Source organism: Halalkalirubrum salinum (assembly GCF_005543295.1).
In the GTDB taxonomy this organism is placed as follows: domain Archaea; phylum Halobacteriota; class Halobacteria; order Halobacteriales; family Haloferacaceae; genus Halalkalirubrum; species Halalkalirubrum salinum.
The window spans coordinates 202,222-224,363 of record NZ_SRSG01000024.1; the positions used below are offsets into that span (position 1 = coordinate 202,222).

Genomic DNA, 22,142 nt, shown 5'->3' on the forward strand with positions numbered 1-22,142 from the left:
TGTGACAGGACTACCGACCGGAGTCACGCCCTCAGTCGTCTGCAAGCGCCGCATCCGCGCCGTCGATCGCCGGGCGGGTAACGTCTCTATCGGTCGCCTCACCGTCGATGTCGTAGGGGTACTCACCGGTAACACAGCCTAAACAGAGATCGATGCGCTCGCTTTCGAGCGCCTCGGCGATTGCGTCGATCGACAGGTACGCGAGACTGTCGGCATTAATGATCTCGCGGATCTCGTCGACGGTGTTGTTCGCGGCAATGAGCTCTTCACGGGTCGCCATATCAATACCCATGTAACACGGCGCGAGGATCGGCGGCGATCCCACGCGCATGTGGACTTCCTCGGCGCCGGCGTCTTTGAGGAGGCTCACGAGCTGATTTGACGTCGTTCCGCGGACGATCGAGTCGTCGATGATGGTGACGGTCTTACCGTCGATCGTGCTCTTGATCGGGTTGAGCTTGAGCCGGACCGCACGTTCTCGCTCGTCCTGAGTCGGCATGATGAACGTCCGGCCAACGTAGCGGTTTTTCATCAGGCCTTCTGCGAACTCGACGCCGGTGTCGTCTTCTGGGCGCGGTTCGCCCTCGGCAGTGGTCTCGTTGGCTGCGTCGGCGTACCCGGAGGCGAATGCCCGCCCCGAGTCCGGAACCGGCAACACAACGTCGGTCTCGACGCCGCTTTCCTCCCAGAGTTTTCGGCCCAGTGTGCGGCGGACCTCGTAGACAAGTTTCTCGTCGATGATCGAATCCGGCCGGGCAAAGTAGACGTGTTCGAAAAAGCAGTGGGCAGTATTGTCACGATTCGTCAGCTGATAGGAGTCAAATCCTGCGCCGTTTTTCTCCAAGACGATCAACTCACCTGGGCGGACGTCGCGAACGAGTTCGCCATCAAGCGTGTCGATAACGGCAGATTCGGAGGCCAATACGTAGCCGTCATCAAGTTTCCCAATACACAATGGACGATTACCTTGCGGATCGCGGAGCCCAATGACCGTATCGTCGTGCATGATTGCAAGCGAGTACGAGCCGTGGATGCGCTCCATTGTTCGCTTGACCGCCCGAATGAGATCAGAATCAAGGAGGTTTCGCGCGATATCGTGGGCGATCACTTCCGTGTCACCGTCGGAGGTGAACGCGTGACCGAGATTTTCGAGTTCCGATCGCAACTCCCCGGCGTTGACGAGGTTACCGTTGTGTGACAGTCCGAGCGAGCCAGACTTGAACGACACCGAAAACGGCTGCGCACAACAGGAATTGACGCTGCCAGCGGTTGGATACCGCACGTGGCCGATCCCTGTTGGGCCGTTCAGCGCGTCAAGGTCGGATTCGGTAAATGCATCACCGACTAGGCCCATCTCAACGTGGCTGTGCTGTTGGAAGCCGTCATGCGTGACGATTCCCGCCGATTCCTGGCCACGATGTTGCAGCGCGTACAACGAGTAGTACAGCGGCCGCGCCGCGGCCCGATCGGCGAGCGATATCCCGACGACACCACATTTTTCAGTCGGCCCGTCAGCGGAGTAGCTCGAATCCCGGCCGGTTGGCATATATCCGTAGCGTGTGCTCGAACAGATAAAAAAGCACGTGTTTGGGTTATCCTGGCTCCATCATCCACCGATATATCCACGAACATGGATACATCGCAGATTGGTTGTAATCACCGTGGCGACGATCGATCTGGGAGCATCGCCGCGACAAAAAGAACACAATACAAACGCACAACTCGCGGTGAAAATATCGACGATCGAAGAAGCGTCCGTAGCTACTCGCCGGCTTTCGTTTGCCAGGCGTAATCACGCCGTTTCGCGGACTTCCCGAAGCCACAGGACGAACAGACCTTCTTTCGGCTGTGGTAGGATTTCTCGCCGCAGCGTCGACATTTCACGTGCGTGGTTTTGTTCTTTTTACCTTGGGTGGGAGTTCCAGCGCCAGTCATACAGTTATCGAAACGACGTTATCGCCGCGTATAATCGTTGTGTCTTCGACCGGGTCTGCTGTGGGGTCCCGCACAGTAGTCTCGTCGGCCCCCTCGCGATCGAGAACGACATTCATGTGCTGATCGTAGCCCGAAAGCACCCCATAGACGACCGAATCGTCTTTCAATTGCACGGTCACAGTCTCTGCGAGCGCTTCTTCGAGTACGTCCAGCGGTCGTCCAGTCATGTTTCGAGGGCGTTCCGAGTCGGTATTAAACGTACCGGAAGCACCGCCAGTGTGACGACCCGAGTGCCGTGTGGACGGTCCGCTCTCGGCGCGCGAACCCACGGAGTTTTAATACCGGCCGTCCAATGGTGAGCCAACGAAACCCGCGGGTAAGTGTTTCGGAGACGGGTGACTTTCCGACGGCACCGGCCGAAACATAGCGGGGTCAAACACGGACGGACCACACCGGATGCGGCCTCCTCGCGGATTTACGTGAGCACCCTCGCCACAGCGTGGCATTTCGATGCTCGGAGAAGAAAACTATGGAAATAGAAATCGCAACGATCGGCGGCTACGAAGAGGTAGGCCGACAGATGACGGCCATTCGCGCGGGCGAAGACGTCGTCATCTTCGACATGGGCCTGAACCTCTCGCAGGTGCTGATCCACGACAACGTAGAGACCGAAAAGATGCACAGCCTCGACCTGATCGACATGGGCGCGATCCCAGACGATCGGGTCATGAGCGACCTCGAAGGCGACGTGAAAGCGATCGTCCCGACCCACGGTCACCTCGACCACATTGGGGCGATCTCGAAGCTCGCTCACCGGTACAACGCGCCGGTCGTCGCGACACCGTTTACGATCGAACTCGTCAAACAGCAGCTACAAGACGAAAATAAATTCAACGTCGAAAACGACCTCGTGAAGATGTCCGCCGGCGAAACAATGGACATCGGCGGGAAATGCGAACTTGAGTTCGTCAACGTCACTCACTCGATTATCGACGCGATCAACCCCGTATTGCACACGCCAGAGGGCGCGATCGTCTACGGACTCGACAAGCGGATGGACCACACGCCGGTCATCGGGGACCCGATTGATATGAAGCGGTTCCGCGAGATCGGTCGGGAGGGCAACGGCGTCCTCTGTTACATCGAAGACTGCACAAACGCCGGTCGCAAGGGACGCACGCCGTCTGAATCGGTCGCACGACGACATCTCAAGGACGTGATGACGTCGATCGAAGACTACGACGGCGGAATCGTCGCAACGACGTTCTCGAGTCACATCGCGCGGGTGAAGTCGCTCGTCGAATTTGCCGAAGACATCGGCCGCGAGCCGGTGCTTCTGGGCCGATCGATGGAAAAGTACTCTGGCACCGCAGAACGGCTCGACTTCGTCGAGTTCCCCGACTATCTTGGGATGTACGGCCACCGAAAGTCGGTCGATCGGACGTTCAAGCGGATCATGAAGGAAGGCAAAGAGAACTTCCTGCCCGTCGTCACGGGCCACCAGGGCGAGCCGCGGGCGATGCTCACCCGGATGGGCCGCGGCGAAACCCCATACGAACTGGACGATGGCGACAAAGTGCTGTTCTCAGCGCGAGTCATTCCCGAGCCGACAAACGAGGGCCAGCGCTACCAGTCCGAGCGCCTGTTGAAGATGCAGGGCGCACGGATCTACGACGACATCCACGTGTCAGGGCACCTTCGTGAGGAGGGCCACTATACGATGCTCGACGCGCTGCAGCCACAGCACATCATCCCGGCCCACCAGAATCTCAAGGGCCTCGCACCGTACGTCGACCTATGTCGGGGCCAAGGCTACGAGCTCGGCCGGGACATCCACACGACGCAGAACGGCAATATCATTCAGCTGGTGGAGTAATGTCCTCGGACGCCGCCGAAGAGCGGGTGTTAGACGCGGTCGGACAGCGTCGCGAGCAGATCAACACGGCGATCGACGAGGAACTGCCAATGCAGGACCCCGAACGATTGTACGAGGCGACCCGCTACATCCTCGAGGCCGGTGGGAAACGACTCCGCCCAACGGTTTCGTTGATCGCCGCGGAGGCGCTTGCGGACGTCGAACCGCTTTCGATGTCGTATCGATCGTTCCCGTCGCTCTCAGATGAGACGATCGACATCATGAAAGCGGCGGTGTCGATCGAGGTTATCCAGTCGTTCACGCTGATCCACGACGACATCATGGACGATGACGATCTCCGCCGGGGCGTCCCGGCTGTCCACAAGGAGTACGACACCTCCACGGCGATCCTCGCAGGCGACACCCTCTACTCGAAGGCGTTTGAGACAATGACCGAAACCGACGCAGCCCCCGCGAACGCGTTAGAAGCGGTCCACCTGCTCGCGTCGACGTGCACAGAAATCTGTGAAGGGCAGTCCCTCGACGTCGCGTTCGAGGCCAGACAACAGGTTCTCCCCGAGGAGTACCTCGAGATGGTCGAACTCAAGACGGCTGTGTTGTACGGCGCGGCGGCTGCGGTCCCGGCCGTCCTTATGGACGCCGACGAAGAGACCGTCGAAGCCCTGTACCGCTATGGCATCGACTCGGGGCGTGCATTCCAAATCCAAGACGACGTGTTGGACCTCACGGTTCCGAGCGAGAAACTCGGCAAGCAGCGCGGATCTGATCTCGTGGAGAACAAAGAGACGCTCATCACCCTCCACGCGAGACAACAAGGCCTCGATGTCGACTCGCTCGTCGACGCCACAGATCCTGACGCGGTGACCGAGGACGACATTGATGCCGCCGTTGCCGAACTCGATCGGGTTGGCAGTATTGACTACGCCAGAGAGATGGCCCAGGATTTGACCGATCGTGGCAAGGCTCGTCTGGAAGTACTTCCCGACAACGAGCCGCGAGCACTGCTCCGTGAGATCGCGGATTACTTGATCTCTCGAGGCTACTGAACGACAGCCCCGGCGCCTCGTTGCGGTATTGGCTTTGGCTTTGGCTTTGGCGTTGGTGTTGGTTTTGAGGCTACCAATCAGAGGTTCCCAGCGGCTACGCTCTGCGTCGTGGCGACAAAAAATGAAACGAATTTGTGTGCCGATCCTGCCCAAGTCGATCGTGTCGCGAGTAGCGCTCAGCGCGTATCGATCAGTCGTTCTGTTGGGCTTCCTGCTTCGCGTTGAGTTTGGCCTGCTCGCGGGCGCTTGGGTTAACCGACTCTTTGAACGGCACCTTCGCGACTGTCGCAAACACCGGCTCGCCGGGCTCTTCGGCGTACTCGTCAGGGAGGTGAACCTCGAACTCGAGGTCGAGATCTTCCTCGTAGATCTTGTCGTTGAGCGGCGCGTCGGTCGCCTCCTGGAGCATCTCTGCAGGGACGAATCCCATCCCGATATTCGTCTCGAGTTCTGGGTTGTACCACGGCGAGGTGAGGTAGCCGACCTCGTCGCCCGTTTCTGGGTCGGAAATGAGCCAGAAGTCCGGCGCGTACTCGCGGATCGGCTCCCCAGCCATCTTGAGGCCGATCAGCTTGTGGTTGAACGGATACTCGCCGTTTTCGATCTGTTCTTTCTGTGCCTCGAGGGCTTCCTTGCCGATGTAGTCGACGTCCTTGTCGTCGGGAACTTGGTAGCCGAGGTTGACCTGGAATGGCGATGTCTCGTGGTCCATGTCCTGGCCCCACGAGAGGATGCCGGCGGCGATCCGGCGGTGGTGTCCCGGCGCGATCTGCATTCCGCCGTGGTCTTTGACCGAACCGAGGACCGGATCCCAGACGCGTTCGGCGTGCTTCGACGCGTCTTTGACGTAGATCTCGAAGCCTTTCTCCCCGGAGAATCCGGTCTGGCTGATGAGCACCTCCGCCCCATTGATTTCGGCCTCCATGAGTCCGTAGTACGGGATGTCGCTGACACTCTCACCGACAACGTCGATCATGACGTCCTCGGAGAGTGGCCCCTGAATCTGCATCGGGGCGACGTCGATCTCGTCGATCTCGACATCATAGTCCATACCGACGTTGACACCCTGGAGCCACTGCATGAGCGTCGAATCGGAAATCGAGAACCAGAACTCGTCCTCTTCTGGACGCAACAAGACAGGATCGTTCAGAATACCGCCGTCCTCGTTACAGAGGATGACGTACTTGCCGTTCATTGTTTCAATCTCCCGGGCGTCACGAGTGATGACCTTGTTCGTTAGCGCTTCGGCGTCGGGGCCTTTGACGCGAATCTGTCGCTCGACCGCGACGTCCCAGAGCGTGACGCGCTCGGTTAGTGCCTCGTACTCTGCCATCGCGCCGCCGTCTTCAGGTTCGACAAGGCCACGTGGGTGGTACAGACGGTTGTAGACGGTACAGCGCCACGCGCCCTCCTCACCGAACGACTTGTGGAAGAACGGGGATTTGCGTACGCGGGTCGAGACCAGCATCTGGATTCCTGGATCTCCGCTTTGGCGGAGGTTCCGTGGAACGACTCGATCGGACTGGTCAACACTTGGATAATTCGGATGCTCGTCGTTGCCTGACATGCTGGTAAAGGATTCCTTGCACAGCCCATAAAATCACTCCCTGATAGTTTCCCCCGTTTATATACTGCCGTTAATCGTGAGGAATCTCACAGTGCTGTCGACTGACACAGAACCACCAAACAGGTCACCGATCGCGATCGCCAGACTCGTCGTCTGCGACGGTAGCTGCGATGAGGTTACGCATCCCTCGGCGCAGTCGTCCGCTCATGGCTGTCGAGGAGAGATCCATCTGCTCGGCGACTTCACTGAGTGAGATCTCCCGTGGCTCGCTGAAATACCCCGTCTCGTAGGCCAACTGGAGGGCCACCTCTTGTTCGGCAGTGAGCCCGTATGATCCCGCTCCGTCGGCGTCGTCATTGCTGTAGATTTCGAGGATATCGAGCCTGATGTCGTTCTCGCGGGTATACTCCCAGATCGTGCTGAGCGCCTTTCTGTTCGGCAGCAACAGCCGGACAAGCCAACCATCGTTTTTTGTCTCGGTGTGAACGAGAACGCCGTTGACGTCAGTGACGATCGAACTGATGAGCTTCGTTTCCGGGGTGTGTTTGATGTAGTAGATCCCGGTGTCGTTGGTCCAGTCGACAAGGCTGTGTTCTTCGACGGTTGGATCGTCGTCAAGCGCCGCCTCGACGGCGTCAGGATCGTCGTACTCGATGAGAAACGGGAAGAGTGCCGCGCCCGGATCGGTGTTGCCCTGTGTAATGACGCGAATACTGACGCCATCGAGGCTCCGCAGCGTCGGAACGAGCGCGAGGCGTTCGTGTTCAATGTGTATTTTAGCCGTTATCGACATAGATGTGATATCGATCGTGGGTGTGTTCGTATGCTGTTTGAATGCGTGCGTTCAGTGTGGTTTCGACGCGGGAGACGAGTCTTCGAACCCATCGCAGTCGTGGATCGATTGAACCAACAGTTCGTGATCCGACTCGTCGATCAGCTCATCTCAGCGTCGAAATGGACGCGGTTTACAGCAGATACTACTGATAATACACATTCGGTCAATAAGGTTTGCTATCGTCGGATTCGTCACCGAACCAGACGGACTGGCCACAGGATTATGAAAACCACTCCCAAGAGACGTGGTACCACCCAAAACGCTCACAATTGTTCGTTGGATTATTTCAGCATATATATGCCTGTAAATATACGTGCATGAAGCTATGCGTGTCCATCCTCTATGTATAGATGTAATGAGTAACGCAAAACCGCGCCTCCAAAAAGACACAGAGTCGAACGAATTCTACCTCCCTGCGATGGCGCTGCCGACGTTCGATCGCATTGAGCAGTTCCTCTCGAAGTTCAAGCTGCACGGCGTCGTCCGGATGCCGGCACGAAAAGACGAGTAAGCACGAAAACGCGGGTAACAGTCCAATCCGCGTTCGCACTTTTTGACGATTGAATAGCAGCTATTTTCCAAGAACGATGACCGGTAGCCGCTGCGCTGTCGAATCTGCGGTTGGAAAACGGGTGCAGTAGGTGGGCAGTGCCCACCAAGTATGTCAGACGAGCACCCACTCGAGGCCGTTACGGGACATACGCTGCGGGCTCAATTGGGCACAGAGCCCAGTCATGATATATCATACCAGCGTGTTAAGTGTGAATGCGGAACTATCACTGTTTTTAAAAACTAGCGGTCAGGACCGCTGCGGCAGTGTTAGGGCAGATCGATCTCGACGCCGGACTGCAGGCTCGCTGCCTTTGCCGTGTTGTACATCAACATCGCGATCGTCAGCGGACCAACGCCACCCGGAACCGGCGTGATCGCGCCCGCCTTCTGTTTCGCGCTCTCGAAGTCGACATCGCCGATGAGTTCGTAGCCTTTCTCGGTGTCGGCGTCAACGCGGTTGATACCCACGTCGATAACCGTCGCACCCTCGCCGATCATGTCGCCGTCCACCATCTCGGGAACGCCCGCAGCGACCACGACGAGATCGGCGTTTCGGGTTTTTGCAGCCAGGTCCTTGGTTCGGGAGTGACAGACTGTCGTTGTCGCGTTGCCGCCGTCGTCGCGCTGAATGAGCAGGTTCGCCATCGGCTTGCCGACGATGTCCGATCGCCCGACGACCACGGCGTCTGCGCCCTCAGTTTCGATATCGTACGCATCGAGAATTTTCTGGACACCGTGGGGCGTACAGGGTTTGTACCGCGCGTTCCCTGCTACGAGCCGGCCCACATTTTCGGGATGGAATCCGTCGACGTCTTTCATCGGGTCAATCCGGTTTAGGACGGTTCGTTTGTCCACGTGATCGGGTACCGGCATCTGGACGAGAATCCCGTGAACGTCCGGATCGTCGTTGAGTTCGTCAATCTTCGAAAATAGCTCCTCGGCCGGTGCCTCGGGGTCAATCTCGTGGTGAAAGCTGTTGATTCCGAGCTCCTCACAGGTCCGCTGTTTCATCGAAACGTACGTCGCGCTGGCCCCATCGTCGCTCATGAGTACCGTCGCGAGGCCAGGTGTCTCATCTGCCGCCGAGAGCGTCTCGACACAGTCTTCGACGCCAGCTTGGATCTCTTCGGCCACTGAATTGCCGTCAATTATCGTTGTCATGGTGAGTTCGTGTATGTATCCACGCCGGGGCTCCACAGTCGTTTCGGTGCGGGCCGATCGCCTCGCCGAGCGATCCGCCACGATACACTGCACCCCGCGCGTCGAGTTGCATGCTATCTCGGTGCGATCGCGTATAGTTCACCGTGTGGAATACTGCACCATTTGATATCAGTCGCTGGTAATACGATTTCGTTATTCAATGGCGATCTAGTAATATAACAATGTATTGTCACTATCTGCGATCACGTGTTGCATCGAAGAAAATCCAGCTTGCCTCTTCGTCCTCTGCAAGTGTATTCGGAGCGCCGTACTCGGTTTCGATCTGGAAGCCTGCGTTCTCCAGTTGCACTCGGGTCGCCTCAGCACCGGCAATGTACCATTGCATCTCGGTATCAGCGTCTAACCAATCCTGATTCGTTCCCTGCCATTCGCCGGGGCCTTCCGACACGAGTAGATGACCACCTGGACGAAGAACTCGTGCAAACTCGTCAATGACTGCCTGGTGTTCTCCGGCCGGGACGTGGATCAACGAGTGGTAGGCGAGCACAGCATCAATTGTGCTGCCGGATAGCGGTAATCGAGTCATATCGCCACGCAGTAATCTTGCTTCCGGAGCGTTAGACTGAGCCTTCTCCAGCTGTTGTGCAGAAAAGTCAAGCCCGGTTGCCCATTGTGACTGACTGGTCAGCTGCTGGAGCACTGGCTTGCCCCCTCCACAGCCAGCGTCCAGCACCCGTGACTCAGTCGAAAGCTTCTTGAAAAACGACGCCAGGGCTTTCTGCTCCTCGTCGCTTGGTGATCTCTCCTCGGCATAGACATCCGCAATATCCTCATATCCCTGTAACACGACTTTTTTATCAACCATATTCTGTGTGTAATGAGAGTAAAAAAGAGTGTTTTGACAGTGTGCATACGTATGCCACGCCCTACCTTTCATCTCCAACGCTCTGGTACCAGTAAATCGGTGGCCTCGGCACTCGGAGAGTCGTTTTAGCAACCAGTTCCTCTCAATCTCTGCGGATTCCAACAGAACCGTGTTTTCAAGTACTGATGCAAATCGACACCAACCGCAAATTCTCTTACTCGCAGGCCTCCATCGATTCTACCGCTCTTCGTTGTCGAAGTCGTGGTGCAGTTGGATCTTCGGCAGCGCGTCGTACGCCTGCCGGACGATCGACGTGTGGCCTCGCTCAGACTTCCAGAGTGTCCACAGAAACGCGGCCATCGCGACAAGCGCGAGCAGCGCAAACGGCACGCCGGTGAGCACGGCGATCGACTGTAAGGTTTCGGCCCCGCCGACGAACAACACTGAGAGCGCAACGATCCCCTGAAAGCCGCCCCAGAAGACGATATCGACGGTCGAGGGCGCAACGCCCGGGCGGGTTGCGATGATCGAGGTCACGAGCGTCGAGACTCCTGCAGAGGTTACCATGAACACGATAATCAGCCCCAAAAACAGGAAGATGAACAGCTCTCCGAGCGGCAGCGACGACAGCAGCTGAAAGCCAACGATCGCCTCCGATCCGCCCGCATCGTTCACTGCCGCGAGGATATCGACCCGCCCAGTGTGCTGGGCGTGCAGTGACGTCCCTCCCAGGAGAAAGAACCAGACCATCGTTGCACCCGCAGTTGCGACCACACTCGTGAATACAACTGTCCGGATCGTCCGCCCTCGGGATATTGCCGCAATAAACACGCCAGCGAATGGCGCCCACGAGAACCACCATAGCCAGTTCCAGTAGGTCCAAGCGGCCACCCACCCGGAGCCGTCTCCTGTGTACACGCTCAGCGGCACAAATCCTGCGAGATAGCCGCCGATCGCCCCCGCCGATCGCTTAACCAGGAACGGGCGCGGCCCAACCGCAACGATCAACAGTCCAAAGGCAACGAAGAGTACCACGGTGAGGACCGCGATTCGGCGGATCCCGCGGTGAATACCCGTGACACACGAGAGCACGTAAATCAGAGTCAGGGCCAAAATGAAAAGCGCCGGGCCAATTGCACCGGTTGTTACCCCCCACTGGAAGCTGATCCCTGCGAGGAACTGCTCGCTCACGAGCGCGATCGACGTCGCGATCCCGCCGATCGTCGCAAACACGGCCAGTGTGTCGACGAGCCGCCCCCATAGCGTGTCTGCGGCGGCCGCGCCGAAGATCGGCACAAGGATCGCAGAGACGCGAAGTGGTGCATCCCGGACGAAGACAAAGTACGCGATCGGGACCCCGAGAACAGCGTAGGCGCTCCACGCGGAGATCCCCCAGTGGAACAACGAGTACGTCAACGCTCCGTCAATCGCTCCGGTGGATTCGGGGGCAGCGCCGATCGCTGGCGGTGGCGCACTGTAGTGAAACAGCGCCTCCGCAGGACCCCAGAAAACGATCCCGGCAGCGATCCCAGCGGTGAAAATCAGCGTGACGTATATCGGATAGGTGTACGCTGGCTCGTCCTCGGGACCACCGAGTGTGACCGCACCCCACGGCCCCAAAAGCAAGAGCAGACAGTACAACACCGCCAGCAGGATAATCCCTGCCACAACAGGGCCACCAACTGAAAGCACGGTGTCTGCCGCAGCGGAAACGGCCCGTGTCGTCGGCGCAGGGATGATGAGCTGCGCAAGGAGGTAAGCGAGAAGGACCACAACGACGAGGATCAGTCCCTCCGGACGGTGGTGTGCGAGAAAGCTGTCTGTAGCAGTGCGCAGGCGTTCGCGGCGGATCGTCAATAACACCGGGCTCTCGCTGTTTTCGTCCCCATCTGCGTACGGCAGCAGCGAGAGATACCCAAGCCCAGAAATGAAAAAGACGAGTGCGATCGCAAGCCACGCCCGACCGGTTACTGCTTCCCCAACAAACGTTGGAAAGAAAAACGCGGACAACACCGCAATGCCAGACAGAAGGAAAAACGGGACGAGCAGACTGGCGACCGTCGCTTCCAGAGAATGGGTATGTTGGGTGCTCATAGGTTATGGGCGATCGTCTGAATTGGTCTGCGTGTTTGCTTCCGGTGGTTCCTCTGGACCGTCTGGTGTGCCGACGACCGCGTCGGATTCGACGACGAGATCGGCTGCGGTGATCGATTTGAGGTCACCGAGAACCGATTGACCGAGCAATCTCCCGCCGATGGCGCGCGGATTGATGACAGCGTCGGCACCGACGCCGGCGAGTTTCTTTGTGTGCTTGCCCTCGTTGGCCGCTGCGACAATACGGACGTCGGGGTCGACGTTCCGGACCGCGATAATCGCGAGCGCATCCCGGCCGTCATCAGGGCCGCTGACGACGACGCCACGGGCGGCACTGATGCGTGTATCTTCGAGGACGGACTCATCAGTCGGATCTTCGGTGAGCACATTGACGTCCTCATCCTTTAGATCGCTCGCGGTGGCCGCATCAGGCGTCACGACGACGACGTCAGCGTCCGGGGCGACTTCCTCGAGCAACGATTCCGTCACGTCGCCGTAGCCGAGCACGACGACGTGGTCTTCCAAGAGCGTCAGTTCTGATGCGGTCATGTTTCCAAAGGCAGCAGCCATTCTAGATTCGATCGCCGGACCGATGAGCGTCCCCACAGCGACAGTGAACGCACCAGTCCCAAGCAGAATAATCGATAGAGAAAACAGTTGGGCTTCTGGGGTGAGCGGCGTGATGTCGCCGTAGCCAACAGTCGCGATCGTGACGATCACATAGTAGACCGCGTCCCCCCACGTCTCCATTTCGAGGAACTGATCACGCAAGCCGTAAGAGCCGACAGTGCCGTAAACTCCAACCCCGATGAATGAAAACAGCGCAGCGATCTGCAGCGATGACAGTTCAATACGCTGATCAAAACTGTCGCGATTCGCGAGCAACAACGGGTATGAGGCGATTATGGCAAGCAAGAGCGGAAAGTCCCGCGGTTGCAGGCTCACAAGCGGCAGCAAGAGGAGTAACGGGAGGGTAACAACCGCCGCACGCCACGCAAGCCGCTTGCGACGGCTGAGCCCAACAGTAATGATCCCCAACAGGAATGCGAATAATACGCCTCCGAAACGGACAAAAATCTCTGCAGCGGGGAGGATCGCTGCGACGGGGCCATCGGTCGGGACGGTCAGTTGACTCAGGTTCGAAAGTCCCGTAACGAACGAGAGGATGGTGACGATTCCAACGATCGCAACCGCAGGTTTCGCGCCAGAGATCTCTCTCCAGTCGACAAAGGAGACGCGATCGGCTGGATAGAACACGTCCTCAAACGCACGGTCGGAACTATCGGGTGAGTCAACCACTATCACACGTTGTCCGAGCGCATATAAAAAGCCTGCCGGAGGAGCCTCTCAGTTGGCGCCGTCACCTAGTTAGCACAAAACATCAGACTTCGTACTGGTTGAGCAACGGCTACTCGGCCGAACCGGGTTTTAAGAAACCGGACGAGAGACGTCCGATCGTGAAACGAACAATCAGCACGGACGACGCACCGGCCGCAGTAGGCGCGTACAGTCAGGCAACGACGAACGGCGAGTTACTCATCACCGCCGGACAGCTTCCGCTGACCGTCGACGGAGAATTGCTCGACGACGAACCGGTCGCCGAACAGACAAAACAGTGTCTGCGAAACGTCGAAGCGATCCTCGAATCGGAGGGCCTCGGACTCGAAGCAGTACTCAAAACGACCGTCTATCTCGACGATATCGATGACTTCGACGAGTTCAACGAGGCCTACAGCGGCTTTTTCACCGAAGAGCCGCCCGCCAGAAGTGCCGTCGGTGTCGGATCAGTTCCCAAAGGCGCAGCCGTCGAGATCGAAGCGATCGCGACGACCGAATAGCGCGCAGCGGACGCTTTTTTACAACAGTCTCGAGATTGGTTGTAAAGTACCACGGGTCGGGTGACCCGTGGCGTTCGCAGAGACACATCACGCCCAGAATCGGGCGGTAAAGCGTGCGAATCTTTAATTCCCGTCGCGCTCCCGGTTGGTCGCGTGGAACCAGTAACACCCGAACACGCCGTTCGTGTCCGTGAAGGCCAGCCACTTTACGATGGCTCGACACCACCCGTCTCACCACGTCTTACCTTGTTTCAGTGCGTGGGTTTTGAGCGGTTGTTAACGGTGAGTTCCGATCAGATTCAACGAGTTGATGCGGAATAAAACCGTGGATTATGACGAGGAGCGGACGCGATTCACCCACGGGTCAGGTGTTGAGCAAATCGAAGATTTGCGAAAGCCGAAAACGGACGTTTTCGGAAACCCGTGGAACTCTCGCTGTACTCTTTAGAACAGTCCCGAGATGTTACCGTCGGCGTCGATGTCCATGTCGGCGGCCGCGGGCCGGGCCGGCAGCCCTGGGAGGGTCAACACGTCGCCGGTCAATGCAACGAGGAACCCAGCGCCTGCGGAGGGGTAGATCTCGCGGACATCAAGTTCCCACCCGCTCGGTGCGCCTTTCTTCGTCGCGTCGTCGCTGAACGAGTGGAACGTCTTCGAGAGACAGACCGGGAAGTCGTCGAAGCCGAGTTCCTCCATCCGCTCGATGTCATCTTCGGCGCTGCCGACGTAATTGACGCTGTCGGCACCGTAGACCTCGGTTGCGACGGTCTCGATCTTCTCTTTGATCGACGCCTCGTCAGTGTAGAGGTGATCGAACTCGTCTTCATCGCCGGCTTCGACCGCGTCGATGACTCGCTCACCGAGTTCGACGCCGCCTTCGCTGCCCTCGCCGAAGACGTTCGATTCGGCGGCCTCGACGCCGAGATCATCCCGACAGTGCTCAAGCACCGTCTGGATCTCCTCGTCGGTATCCTCGGGGAAGCGATTGACCGCGACGACGACCGGGACGCCGAACTTCTGGATGTTCGAGACGTGCCGATCGAGGTTCTCGAAGCCGGCCTCCAGTTCCTCGATGCCAGCCTCGTCGACCATGTCGTAGTCGATCGGCCACTCGCCGATTCCGTGGTACTGCAGCGCTCGGACGGTCGAAACCAAGACGACCGCATTCGGCGTCATATCGCCCAGCCGGCAGACGATATTCATGAACTTCTCTGCGCCGAGATCTGAGCCGAAGCCGGCCTCGGTGACGAGATAATCGCCCATCCCGAAGGCGGTCTTGTCGGCGACGAGTGAGTTCGTCCCGTGGGCGATGTTCGCAAACGGACCGCCGTGAACGAATGCCGGAGTCCCCTCGATCGTCTGGACGATGTTCGGTTTAACCGCATCGCGCAGCAACATTGTCACCGGCCCGGTCGCTTCGATATCGTCGACAGTGATCGGCTCGCCCTCGTCGGTGTAGGCGACGATAATCCGGGCGACACGCTCTTTGAGATCGCCCAGATCCTCGGCCAGACAGAGTACGGCCATAAGTTCGGACGCTGCGGTCAGAAGGAAGCCGTCTTCGCGGGGTGTCCCACCAGTTTCGCCGCCGAGCCCGATGACGGTGTTTCGCAGCGCACGGTCGTTCATGTCGATCGCCCGCGGCCACGATACGTCGTTGACGTCGACGCCGAGTTCGTTGCCTTTCGTGATCTTCGCGTCGAGCATCGCCGAAATGAGGTTGTGTGCGGAGGTGAGCGCGTGCAGGTCGCCGGTGAAGTGCAGGTTGATATCTTCCATTGGCAGCACCTGCGAGTAGCCGCCGCCGGCTGCACCGCCCTTTACGCCAAAGACGGGACCGAGCGACGGTTCACGAATCGCGATCATTGCGTCCTCGCCAAGGTGGTTCAGCGTCTGTCCGAGCCCCACTGTCGTGACGGTTTTGCCCTCGCCCATCGGGGTCGGCGTCATCCCGGTGACGAGCACGAGGTTGCCGTCTTTGTTTTCGGCATTGTCTCGAAGGCGGTTGATCGCATCGTGTTTTACCTTCGCGACATGCTCGCCAAATAGCTGAAGATCGTCGGTCTCAACGCCCCAGGGCTCGAGGATGTCCCAGATCGGTTCTATTTCGGCGTTCTGTGCGATCTCGTAGTCGGACGGAAACGGCTCGTCGGATTCGCTCATAAGCAGATAAACATCCTCCGCAGCGGAGTAAGAATGTTGGCGTATATGACGGGCACAGTATAGGATGTGTTTCGTCGAGTCGTGGTCGTGACAGCCCACCAGAGGAGTCGTGTCCAAGCAATCGTCACCGGCTGTGGTCCGCTCAGTAGCCGGCTTTCAACGGGGGGTGTCGACACCTTAATGCACTCCGCAGCGGCGATATGTGATATGAAATATCACGAGGCTGCTGACTACCTGTTGTCGTTTCAGCAGCGCCGCCCGAAGCTCGGGATCGACACGACGGCCCGCATGCTGTCGCACTTCGGGGATCCCCACGAAGAGATCGACTGCGTACAGATCGCTGGGTCGAACGGCAAGGGTAGCACGGCCACCCTCCTCGCAGAGGCCTTACAGGCAGCCGGACTCGATGTGGGACTGTTCACGTCGCCGGGACTCAACGATTTTCGTGAGCAGGTACGGATAAACGGCCGGCGAATCCCGAAATCGAAGGTCATCGAACACGTCGAGCGGATCAATCCGATCATCGAAACCCTGCGCGAAGAGAACGACGAGCCGACGCACTTCGAGGTACTCACCGCGATCGCGATCGCACACTTCGGCGCTGAAGACGTCGACGTGGCGGTTCTCGAGGTTGGTATTGGCGGTCGCTACGATGCGACGAGTGCGGTCGATCCGATCGCGAGCGCCGTCACGAGCGTGAGCCTCGAACACACAGAGCTGCTCGGGGACACTGTCGAGGAAATCGCCCGCGACAAAGCCCAGGTCGCCCCCGAGGGTGCGCCGCTCGTCACCGGAACAAGCGGCGCAGCGCTGGAGGCAATAAAAGAGGAGACGGATGTCGTGACTGTCGGCACGGAGGGGACAGACGTCCGGGCGGTCGAGACAGGCATGCGATCGGCCAGCGAAAACACCGTCTCAATTTCCGCCGACGAGTGGTCACTCGAGACGCATCTGTCGCTTTTGGGCCAACACCAGGCGGTCAACGCCGGAATTGCCGCGACACTTGCCCGACAGATCGCCGATATGGATGAGTCGACGATCGCACGCGGACTGCGGGCAGCGAAGTGGCCCGGCCGGTTCGAACTCATGTCAACCGCGCCGACGATTGCGCTCGACGGTTCGCACAACCCCGGCGCGATGGAGACTGTACAGGCGCTGTTGGAGCGCTACGAGTACGATCGACTCCACGTCGTCTTCGGGGCGATGTCAGACAAAGACCACGAAGCGATGGTCACTGCCCTTCCAGCGGTCGATACAGCGTTCGTCACCCGTCCGGACATCGATCGCGCCGAGAGCGTCTCCGTCCTCGCAGACGCCTTCGAGGGATACGCAGACAGTATTCAGAAGGTTGACTCGGTCCCCGAGGCCACAGAGCAGGCGATCGCCGCCGCCGAGCCGGAGGATTTCGTCCTTGTCACCGGCTCGCTGTACGCGATCAGCGAAGCCCGCGATCGCTGGACGAGGCGAGTGATTGCACACGACCAGAGTTCGGTCGATCCGTGGCCAGTGTTCTCGGGCGCAACGTTCGAGAACGTCGAGGGATTTCCGACAGATTACCACCTGCTTTCGACACAGCTTCGACCAGCACAAGCAGCCTGGGTCGAAACTGAGTTGGCTGCGATCGGTGGGGTGGCTGAGTCATCCGGGCTCGGCTCCGACCAGAAGCTCCTCGAAGTCGTCTGTGCAGGAACAACTGCACAGCTCGAAGCACTGGCTGATCGGTGCGCCGAGTCGAGACGTGGACTCGCACGGTTCGGTGAGCAGGTCCGTGAGGCGATCGACGACACAGTGGCCAGCCCGTTCGGGCTCGATCGCACGGCCGTGATGGGAATTCTCAACGTAACGCCCGATAGCTTCTATGACGGCGGCGAGTACGATCGCCTCGACGCAGCGGTCGATCGTGTCGAACAGATGCTCGAAGCGGGCGCAGACATCATTGACATCGGCGGCGAAAGCACCCGACCTGGGGCAGAGCCTGTCTCTGTCGAAGACGAGATCGATCGGGTGGTTCCAGTCATCAAAGCGATCTCGGAGATCGACGTGCCGATTTCTATTGACACGCGGAAAGCAGCGGTCGCAGACGCAGCGCTGTCAGCCGGGGCAGACATCGTCAACGACGTGTCGGGACTCGACGATCCCGCCATGGCACCGGTTGTCGCCGAACACGACGCCTCGCTCGTGTTGATGCACAGTCTGTCTGCACCCGTCGATCCCGAACGAAGCGGCGACTACGGCGACGTCGTCAGAGACGTGATCGACGAACTCGTCGAGCCGCTTTTGGCCGCCGAGCGCGCCGGAATCGATCGCGAGGACATCATCATCGACCCCGGCTGTGGGTTCGGAAAAGATCCCGCAGAGTCCTTCGAGTTGGTCGATCGACTGGGCGAGCTCCGTTCGCTCGGCTGTCCGGTCCTGATTGGTCATTCCCGGAAGTCGATGCTTGAGCCATTTGCCCCGGCAGACGGCGATCGGTTGGTCCCGACGCTCGCGGTAACCTCGATGGCCGTTGAACGAGACGCAGCCGTGGTTCGGGTCCACGACGTCGAAGAGAACGCAACGGTTGTCCGGACGGTTTCACAGTAGCGCGATCGGAACGCAACGGTTGTCCGGACGGTTTCACGGTAGCGCGATCGACCGCGGCGTGGACCCCGACGCTTTTGCGGGCAGGGAGTAACATCCGGGCATGGATCCACTAGTCGGTCGCTCGGTTCTCCATACCGTGATCGCCACAACGGCGTTCGATCCGACGGCGATCGAAGCGACCCCACGGAGCGTTCTTGCCGCAGCAACACTCGTTTCAACTGTGCTTTTCGGCGGTTTCATCATGTATCGCTATGGCGGCCGCCTCGATGCAGGGATTGACGCCTCGATGGAGCGGCCGCTGCTCTCTGTCGTCTACGGGATCGTCAGCTACAGCATCGTCGTGTTTGTCGTCGGCTACGCGTACAGCCAACTGCTTCGGATCGGCGTCACCTCGATGGCGGTTAGTCTCTTGTTGACTGGCGTGTTTGCAGTAATTGTGTTGTCGATCAGCGGCGCCGGGTTCGTCGTCACTGGGACGTGGCTAACGAGAGCGGTTGGAATCGGCGACCCGTGGCTCGGGCTCATCGGCCTCGGTATTGTGAGCGCGATCGCGTGGCTCGTCTTGCCGCTCGCGATCGGCCTCGCAGTCTGGGGGGGAATTTCAGCGATCGGCGTCGGTGGGCCAGCACGGCTCTGGTTCAACGCGACTGCGGGCGATTACTGAGTGCGGTCAGGACAGCAAAATTCGATCGCATCATACGTTTTGTGCGGGCGGTGATCGATCACCCGAGACCGCTGGCTGTTCGAGGTAATACAACAAAAGCGCAGTCAATTGCAGAGCCAATTCGGCCGACGTTGGGGTGATGGATCAGTCGTCTCCGTCCGGCTCGGCACCTCCTTTCACGTCAGTGACGACCTCGCGGCCGGCCGTTGTGACCTGGACCTCGTCGGTATCAGCCATATCTTGAATCCGATCGGCAAACTGCTCGGATTCGAGGATCTGGTACTCGTTTTTCAGCCCTTGATACACCGTGTAACACATTAGGGTGAGGATGATCGCGAACGGGAAGCCAGTCGCGATCGATGCGGTCTGCAGTGCAGCCAGCCCGCCGCCGTACAGCAGCATGGCAGCGACCGCACCCTCGGTGATCGCCCAGAAGACCCGCTGGGCCTTGGGCACGTCGTGTTTGCCACCTGAGGTCAGGTGATCGATGACCAGCGACCCCGAGTCCGAAGAGGTCACGAAGAACGTGATGACAAGCAGCGTTGCGATGCTTGCCGAAATCGCGCCAAGCGCGTACTGATCAAGCATGATGAACATTCCGAGCGTCTCGAACTCCGCATACGCGAGGTCACCGTATGCCTGCATGACCGCAGGCCCGGCCGTGCCCTCGGCCCCGTCGACTGCACCGTGGAGCGCGCTCGCACCGAAGGTCGACAGCCAAAGCGTCGAGAACAGCGACGGGAGGAACAACACGCCCAACACGAACTGCCGAACCGTTCGGCCCTTCGAGATCCGGGCAATGAACATCCCGACAAACGGCGACCAGGCGATCCACCACGCCCAGTAAAAGATTGTCCACGCACCGACAGTACTGCCACCTTCGCCAAGCGTCCCGGTGAAGAACGACAGCGAAAGGATACTGCCGAGGTATGCGCCGATACCTTCGACCCACGTGCCGAAAATGAACGCTGTCGGTCCGACGATGAGCAGGAAGCCGAGCAGCAACAACATCAGATACAGGTTGAGCGTGCTGAGCCGCTTGACACCGCCATCGAGACCGGCGGCGACCGATAGCGTCGCGATCGCAGTGATTCCGGCAATGAGGACGATCTGTGGGATAACGCCAACCGGAACACTCGCGATACCGAGAATATCACCAGCAACGTACGACAGCCCGGAGTTGACCTGTGCGACACCGAGCCCAAGTGAAGTCGAGAGGCCGAACAGCGTCGCGAACACCGTCACAAGGTCAATTAGGTGGCCCGGCCAGCCGTAGATCCGCTCGCCAAGCAGCGGCCAGAAGATCGATCGGAACGTGAGCGGAAGCCCGCGGTTGAACGAGAAGAACGCGAGTCCGAGACCGACAAGCCCGTAGATCGCCCACGGGTGCAGTCCCCAGTGGAAGAATGTCTGTGCCATCGCAGCGGACGCCGCTGCGCCAGTTCCGGCCTCAGCACCCCAGAAGCCCGGAACACTGTTAAAGTACAACGTTGGTTCGAGGACGCTAAAGAACATCAGGCCGATTCCCATCCCGGCACTGAACAGCATCGCCATCCATGAAAAGTCGCTAAATTCTTTTTCCGCTTCGACGCCGCCAATCTTGATCGTACCGTACTTGCTGAACGCAAAGAACAGTACAGTCACGATGAAGATGTTCACCGCGAGTAGGTAGAACCATCCGAAGTTCCCCTCGAAGAACGTGCGGATCGTCGAGTACGCCTCCGCGGCCTGTTCGCCGAGGATGATTGTCGCCGCAATGAAGATCGCAATAATCACGAGTGCGATCGGGAAGACGACCGGATGAATATCGAACCCGAACTTCTCGATATTCGTGTCACCCGGCTCCCGATCGGAATCCGGGTGGAACAGCTCCACCTGCAGCCCGTCGGACATCTCTCCTGTCGTCTCTTTTTCACCATCTGCCATACGATACCACCTCAGTTCTTCCGCGTCGTACGTCGTGTTGTGTCATGATCGTTGTCTCCAGCGGTTTGCTAGCGGTACTCCGATCGCGATCATCCCGTTTCCGGGGCGATCAAGGGGTCATGTCACGCTCCCCGGTATCGACGCGACGATCGCATCTCGGCGATACGTCGTTCGTAGGCCGTGTTCTCGTGTGTCGTGACACACAACCTCACCCGGTACCAGTAATTACACCGTAATAAATCTATGGCATATAGTGCCCGATTAATCGTTTAATATGTTTAAAACAGCGGCACAGTGAACACAAACCCCCAAAAGCTACAGGAGGTATGGTCAAATTAACCAGGGTATGGACAAATCAACACCAAAGCGGACACCTAAGTTTATACAATCCCTATAACGCGTAATGACCGATATGTTACGTGTCGTGTTTCAGAACTGCCGGAAGGCATTAAACGCTGCAGCCCAGCCCCTTCGGGCGGATTCCGAGATGGCGAACCTGACACTCGCAATCCCAGACGTTCACAACACAACAACCGACGGTGATGTCGGTTGGACCAACCGTCCGCCAGCACTGGTGGCATGCCCACAGTGTACCGCTGAGATCTACCAGAAAGACTCCCGAGATTCTATCGACTGCACCCGCTGTACAGCTAATCGCCCCGCAAACGAGTTCTCTGATCTGGAGTTGATTGCGCTCGTCTGTCCATCGTGTGGCGATCACATGAAGCACGGTCGACGCCATCCCCAGCAGTTTGACGTTCCAGAGTGGGCAACCTGCCCAAACTGCTCGTACCACTGGGAGTTCGACCACATGTTTTGATCACGTCCGGTTGACGGTCGTTTTTTAATCCCGGGACGCACGTATCCAGTATGAACATCCCTGCAACCGTCGCGGCACTCGTCGCAGTCGCGTTTTTTGCAATCGCGTTGTTTTTTATGTCGGTCAGCAACTACGGCGTGGCAGGATTCAGCTTTCTCGCAGCAAGTATGACGATCTATTTCCGCGAGCAGCGACTCGTCGGGCAGTAGGGCAGGGA

Annotated in this window: 19 protein-coding genes; 8 read left to right on the forward strand and 11 right to left on the reverse strand. The window is 58.7% G+C overall.

Annotated elements, in window-relative coordinates; all coding sequences use genetic code 11:
- Nucleotides 1-31 precede the first annotated feature (31 nt).
- The 3 genes from purF to E5K03_RS10270 all read right to left on the reverse strand — a co-directional run bounded on the left by purF (nt 32) and on the right by E5K03_RS10270 (nt 2,162).
- Nucleotides 32-1,546, reverse strand: a complete 1,515-nt coding sequence (gene purF, locus E5K03_RS10260; RefSeq protein ID WP_138006752.1) for an amidophosphoribosyltransferase — start codon at nt 1,544-1,546, stop codon at nt 32-34.
- Nucleotides 1,547-1,761: 215 nt separating this feature from the next.
- Nucleotides 1,762-1,935 (reverse strand): 50S ribosomal protein L37e, encoded by a 174-nt coding sequence (locus E5K03_RS10265; protein ID WP_138006753.1) that lies wholly within the window; start codon nt 1,933-1,935, stop codon nt 1,762-1,764.
- On the reverse strand, nt 1,932-2,162 hold the full coding sequence (locus E5K03_RS10270; RefSeq protein ID WP_138006754.1) for an LSM domain-containing protein: 231 nt from the start codon (nt 2,160-2,162) through the stop codon (nt 1,932-1,934). The genes E5K03_RS10265 and E5K03_RS10270 overlap by 4 nt, the downstream gene beginning before the upstream one ends.
- 302 nt (nt 2,163-2,464) lie before the next feature.
- Between E5K03_RS10270 and E5K03_RS10275 the strand changes: the two genes are divergently transcribed.
- Nucleotides 2,465-3,811, forward strand: coding sequence for a ribonuclease J (locus E5K03_RS10275; protein ID WP_138006755.1), 1,347 nt, complete (start codon nt 2,465-2,467; stop codon nt 3,809-3,811).
- Nucleotides 3,811-4,857, forward strand: a complete 1,047-nt coding sequence (gene idsA3 / locus E5K03_RS10280; protein WP_138006756.1) for a geranylfarnesyl diphosphate synthase — start codon at nt 3,811-3,813, stop codon at nt 4,855-4,857. The genes E5K03_RS10275 and idsA3 overlap by 1 nt, the downstream gene beginning before the upstream one ends.
- 190 nt (nt 4,858-5,047) lie before the next feature.
- On the opposite strand, the gene E5K03_RS10285 is transcribed toward idsA3, so the two are convergent.
- The gene (locus E5K03_RS10285; RefSeq protein WP_138006757.1) at nt 5,048-6,424 is read right to left on the reverse strand and encodes an aminomethyl transferase family protein; all 1,377 of its coding nucleotides are present in this window, start codon (nt 6,422-6,424) and stop codon (nt 5,048-5,050) included.
- A gap of 124 nt (nt 6,425-6,548) precedes the next feature.
- A complete protein-coding gene (locus E5K03_RS10290; RefSeq protein WP_138006758.1) occupies nt 6,549-7,217 on the reverse strand; it encodes a helix-turn-helix domain-containing protein in 669 nt (222 codons plus the stop codon).
- Between the two features lie 397 nt (nt 7,218-7,614).
- Between E5K03_RS10290 and E5K03_RS17235 the strand changes: the two genes are divergently transcribed.
- Nucleotides 7,615-7,770, forward strand: a complete 156-nt coding sequence (locus E5K03_RS17235; RefSeq protein WP_171006670.1) for a hypothetical protein — start codon at nt 7,615-7,617, stop codon at nt 7,768-7,770.
- A gap of 308 nt (nt 7,771-8,078) precedes the next feature.
- Here E5K03_RS17235 and E5K03_RS10295 read toward each other — a convergent pair whose 3' ends face one another.
- The 4 genes from E5K03_RS10295 to E5K03_RS10310 all read right to left on the reverse strand — a co-directional run bounded on the left by E5K03_RS10295 (nt 8,079) and on the right by E5K03_RS10310 (nt 13,233).
- Nucleotides 8,079-8,972 (reverse strand): bifunctional methylenetetrahydrofolate dehydrogenase/methenyltetrahydrofolate cyclohydrolase, encoded by an 894-nt coding sequence (locus tag E5K03_RS10295; protein ID WP_138006759.1) that lies wholly within the window; start codon nt 8,970-8,972, stop codon nt 8,079-8,081.
- Nucleotides 8,973-9,204: 232 nt separating this feature from the next.
- Entirely contained in the window at nt 9,205-9,837 is a 633-nt protein-coding gene (locus E5K03_RS10300; RefSeq protein WP_138006760.1) for a class I SAM-dependent methyltransferase, read from the reverse strand.
- Between the two features lie 237 nt (nt 9,838-10,074).
- Nucleotides 10,075-11,931 carry a BCCT family transporter gene (locus E5K03_RS10305; protein WP_138006761.1) on the reverse strand — a complete coding sequence of 619 codons (1,857 nt, stop codon included), beginning with the start codon at nt 11,929-11,931 and terminating at the stop codon, nt 10,075-10,077.
- Nucleotides 11,932-11,934: 3 nt separating this feature from the next.
- Nucleotides 11,935-13,233: an NAD-binding protein gene (locus E5K03_RS10310; protein WP_138006795.1), complete on the reverse strand. Its 1,299-nt coding sequence runs from the start codon at nt 13,231-13,233 to the stop codon at nt 11,935-11,937.
- 155 nt (nt 13,234-13,388) lie between these two features.
- Here E5K03_RS10310 and E5K03_RS10315 point away from each other — a divergent pair, with 155 nt between their 5' ends.
- Entirely contained in the window at nt 13,389-13,769 is a 381-nt protein-coding gene (locus E5K03_RS10315) for a Rid family detoxifying hydrolase (protein ID WP_138006762.1), read from the forward strand.
- Nucleotides 13,770-14,213: 444 nt separating this feature from the next.
- Here the strand turns inward: E5K03_RS10315 and E5K03_RS10320 are convergent, their stop codons facing one another.
- Entirely contained in the window at nt 14,214-15,932 is a 1,719-nt protein-coding gene (locus E5K03_RS10320) for a formate--tetrahydrofolate ligase (protein ID WP_138006763.1), read from the reverse strand.
- Between the two features lie 207 nt (nt 15,933-16,139).
- Between E5K03_RS10320 and folP the strand changes: the two genes are divergently transcribed.
- Both folP and E5K03_RS10330 read left to right on the forward strand, forming a co-directional pair.
- Entirely contained in the window at nt 16,140-18,515 is a 2,376-nt protein-coding gene (gene folP / locus E5K03_RS10325; protein WP_138006764.1) for a dihydropteroate synthase, read from the forward strand.
- 100 nt (nt 18,516-18,615) lie between these two features.
- Nucleotides 18,616-19,179, forward strand: coding sequence for a hypothetical protein (locus E5K03_RS10330; protein WP_138006765.1), 564 nt, complete (start codon nt 18,616-18,618; stop codon nt 19,177-19,179).
- Between the two features lie 144 nt (nt 19,180-19,323).
- Here the strand turns inward: E5K03_RS10330 and E5K03_RS10335 are convergent, their stop codons facing one another.
- On the reverse strand, nt 19,324-21,105 hold the full coding sequence (locus E5K03_RS10335) for a BCCT family transporter (RefSeq protein WP_138006766.1): 1,782 nt from the start codon (nt 21,103-21,105) through the stop codon (nt 19,324-19,326).
- Between the two features lie 403 nt (nt 21,106-21,508).
- Between E5K03_RS10335 and E5K03_RS10340 the strand changes: the two genes are divergently transcribed.
- Together E5K03_RS10340 and E5K03_RS17240 are read left to right on the forward strand one after the other, a co-directional pair.
- The gene (locus E5K03_RS10340) at nt 21,509-21,925 is read left to right on the forward strand and encodes a hypothetical protein (protein WP_205742982.1); all 417 of its coding nucleotides are present in this window, start codon (nt 21,509-21,511) and stop codon (nt 21,923-21,925) included.
- A 50-nt stretch (nt 21,926-21,975) separates the two neighbouring features.
- On the forward strand, nt 21,976-22,134 hold the full coding sequence (locus E5K03_RS17240) for a hypothetical protein (protein WP_171006672.1): 159 nt from the start codon (nt 21,976-21,978) through the stop codon (nt 22,132-22,134).
- Nucleotides 22,135-22,142: the final 8 nt, after the last annotated feature.